Annotated in this window: 4 protein-coding genes and 1 pseudogene; all 5 read left to right on the top strand. The window is 41.1% G+C overall.

Annotation, left to right across the window (positions count from 1 at the left end; all coding sequences use genetic code 11):
* Window positions 1–249: pseudogene (locus PSI14_RS19690) on the top strand (hypothetical protein); the annotation flags it as partial.
* The gene (locus PSI14_RS19685) at window positions 212–832 is read left to right on the top strand and encodes a recombination protein NinG (RefSeq protein ID WP_273577673.1); all 621 of its coding nucleotides are present in this window, start codon (window positions 212–214) and stop codon (window positions 830–832) included. The pseudogene PSI14_RS19690 and the gene PSI14_RS19685, both read left to right, overlap by 38 nt.
* Window positions 829–1,023, top strand: coding sequence for a hypothetical protein (locus PSI14_RS19680; RefSeq protein WP_273577672.1), 195 nt, complete (start codon window positions 829–831; stop codon window positions 1,021–1,023). Before PSI14_RS19685 ends, PSI14_RS19680 begins: the two co-directional genes overlap by 4 nt.
* On the top strand, window positions 1,020–2,150 hold the full coding sequence (locus PSI14_RS19675) for an HNH endonuclease signature motif containing protein (RefSeq protein WP_273577671.1): 1,131 nt from the start codon (window positions 1,020–1,022) through the stop codon (window positions 2,148–2,150). Before PSI14_RS19680 ends, PSI14_RS19675 begins: the two co-directional genes overlap by 4 nt.
* Window positions 2,151–2,420: 270 nt before the next feature.
* A partial coding sequence (locus PSI14_RS19670; protein WP_370688901.1) for a site-specific DNA-methyltransferase occupies window positions 2,421–3,236 on the top strand: 816 nt, incomplete at its 3' end.

Genomic DNA, 3,236 nt, shown 5'->3' with positions numbered 1-3,236 from the left:
ACCATTGAAAATATGATGCCCACCTGTCGTAGCTGCAATATTTATAAACACAGTGCAGATATCGAAACATTCAGACGAGTGATCACCAGAGAATTACAAAATTCAATTAACAGAACGCAATGCCTGAGAACAGGGCAGCGGCTCGGCATATTGAAATTAGATACCACGCCGATAGTGTTCTGGTTTGAAACATACACGGAGAATGTAGAAAATGGCAAAGGCAAAAACGCCGAAGCCGAAGACCTGTAAAATCTGCCTCATAGAATTCACGCCATATCGATCCACTCAAAAAGTCTGTTCAGTTCCCTGTTCAGCAAAATTTGCGGCAATAGAGACTGAGCGCAAAGCAGAGAAAGCATTGCGTCACCAGCGGTCTATTGAGCGTCAGGAACTGAAAGCCAGAAAAGAAAAACTCAAGACAAAATCAGATTGGAATAAGGAAGCACAAACCGCAGTCAACAAATACATATTCTGGCGCGATTATGGTCAGCCATGTATTGCCTGTGGCAAGGCGCTGAATTATGGGGTGAGAGGTGGGGCAGTTGATGCGAGTCATTACAGGTCAAGAGGTTCGGCATCACATCTAAGATTTAATCTGTTCAATATTCACGCTGGTTGCGTCCAATGCAACCGAGACCTATCAGGGAATCTAATCCCGTACCGCATAAATCTAATTGAGAAAATTGGCGAAGAGCGAGTTACTCAATTGGAACATAACAACGAACCCCGCAAATTCGATATCAATTATCTCAAACGAGTGAAACAAATATTCACTCGTCGTGCCCGATATTACGAAAAACGGCGGAAACGTGAGTACATGGAGGCCGCATGAACATAGTCTTTGATGATTTTTATGAGGCTATTGAGGATGCCAGACATAAAAAAGAGAAATACGACCGGGACTACAACATCATCCAGTCCAAAGACCGCGCTATTGTCGTCGGGGAAGTGATGCGCGGCGTCAGGGTGATGTTTAGCACTGCCCATGATAGGTATCACACAGTATTGCCGGAGGTGAGATGATACTGACTCGCTATGACAAAGCGAATTTGCCTGATGAAAATATAGAGCTGGCAATGTTGCGCGAACAAGTGAAATATAATCCAGAAACAGGCATCTTTACCAGTAGGTTGTGTAAGGGGGTTCGGGTAAAAGGATTCATGGATCATGGGTATATTGGAGTAAGCATCAACTCCAAAAAATTTAAGGCTCATCGGCTGGCTTGGTTTTACATGAATGGAGTGTGGCCTGAGCATGGAATAGACCACATAAACGGGAACACGTCTGATAATCGAATATTAAACTTAAGGCCTGCAACGCCAGAGCAGAATTCCCATAATAGGCGGTTAGGGAAAAATAATACTTCTGGTGCTAGGTGTGTAACTTTAGAGAGAAGAACGAAACGATGGCGAATACAGATAAACAGATTCGGACACAAGTTTTACCTCGGTAGTCATAAAAATAAAGATGAAGCAGTACAAGAGGCAAATAGATTTTTAAAACTAACCGATGGTGAATTTTTTAATTGTGTCACATCAAAGCATAACTTACCTCAAGACCAAATCGCACTTCTTGCCCTAATAAAGAAATCCAGAGATCTAAGCCCAATACATCCGCTAGAGCCTAATGACCGAGTATGGATTAACCACACCTTAAGTGCGTGGGGTGCATGGGCGTATGAGGAGCTGGATGATAAGAACAAGGTAAGCCCTATCGGTCGGTTTATGGAGTCTGTTTCTGGTCGGGGGGCCATAACAGCAGACGGCATAACGGCATTGATCGAAGGGCTGCACGAAAGAGGTTATCGTGGTGATGAGCTTATCAAAAAACTTTCGCAAATAATCGCAAATCTTAAGCATCGCTCAGTTCCCAAATGTTCTGATGAAATAGGGTTATTTGTGGATGATCTTCTGATAAGGGTTTTTGGAGATAAATCCCCACTACTCCGCGTGGCTGTTAACTACTATGTGTATGGGCACAGAATAGAAACCATTGCGCAATATTTATCGAGAATAGCCAAAGATGAATTAACAATACCGCAATCAAGAGACAGGGTTCGCTGGTGCATTAGAATAATTGAGGCAAAGATGCATAAAGCAATCAACTATGAACTGGATAATAGCAAGGAGATTGATGTAAATTTAATATGAGAAAAAATAATGTGAAATACTTGCAAAAAAATTATTTTTTAGTATATTTATGTTATCCTCCGCAGGTTTTTATGCTTGGAGGTTGTTAAACATGATTTTAAAGCCTCACTAACCCAGTGGGGCTTTTTCATTTCTACCCGTCGTAAATCCAACCCACCGTTTGATCACGGATAACGCCATTTGATAACGGATAGTGTTATTTGATCACGGATAACGAATTCAAGGCTGCGCATGGCGTGGCTTTTTTTTGCTCAGTTGTCAATGAATGGAATGCCCCTGATGACCGTTGAACAAATCACCCAAGAAAATATCGACCAACTTAAGCAATTATTCCCAGAAGTTTTTTTTGAAGGAAAAATCGACTTTGACGCTTTAAAAGCCGTGCTGGGTGAAGTCGTTGATGATTCAGATGAGCGCTATAACTTCACTTGGCAGGGTAAGGCTCGCGCACGTCAAATTGCCCAGACGCCATCAACCGGAACGCTGCGCCCTTGCAAAGAAGAGAGTGTGAACTGGGATACCACAGGGAACCTGTTTATTGAAGGCGATAATCTTGAAGTGCTTAAATTGTTGCAAAAGACTTATCACAAAAAGATAAAGATGATTTATATCGACCCGCCCTATAACACCGGCAATAACTTTATCTATAAAGACAGGTTCAATGATGCATCGGGTCGGCGCCATACAAATTGGCTGAATATGATATTTTCACGACTGCTTGTTGCTAAAAACTTACTTCATCCAGAAGGAATGATTTATATTTCTATAGATGATAATGAAGTCTTTAATTTAGTGAAAGTCTGTGAAGAAATATTTGGATACGATTTCGTTAAAATCATTGCGGTTAAAATGAGTGAAGCCAGTGGCCTAAAAATGGCTGGTGTCAAAAAACTAGGAACTATTCCAAAATTAAAAGAATATATTATTGTTATAAAACCGAGTGGTATCAATAATATTGAATTTACACCCATAAAGAAGCCCGTGTGGGACTCGGAGTATAATATATACTTGGATAATTTTAGTAGGGAGAATAGGGACTTTTATGACGCTATAAAAGATTCGGACGATCTTAGTGATGATCAGTTA

The sequence above is a fragment of the Xenorhabdus anantnagensis genome (genome assembly GCF_028598555.1).
Classification (GTDB): Bacteria; Pseudomonadota; Gammaproteobacteria; order Enterobacterales; family Enterobacteriaceae; genus Xenorhabdus; species Xenorhabdus anantnagensis.
Note: the sequence above shows the minus strand (reverse complement) of the source record. Positions and strands in the feature narration are given on the sequence as shown.

Coding starts and splice junctions, on each gene's coding strand:
- PSI14_RS19685 (WP_273577673.1), top strand. CDS start 212: ATGGCAAAGGCAAAAACGCCGAAGCCGAAGACCTGTAAAATCTGCCTC.
- PSI14_RS19680 (WP_273577672.1), top strand. CDS start 829: ATGAACATAGTCTTTGATGATTTTTATGAGGCTATTGAGGATGCCAGA.
- PSI14_RS19675 (WP_273577671.1), top strand. CDS start 1,020: ATGATACTGACTCGCTATGACAAAGCGAATTTGCCTGATGAAAATATA.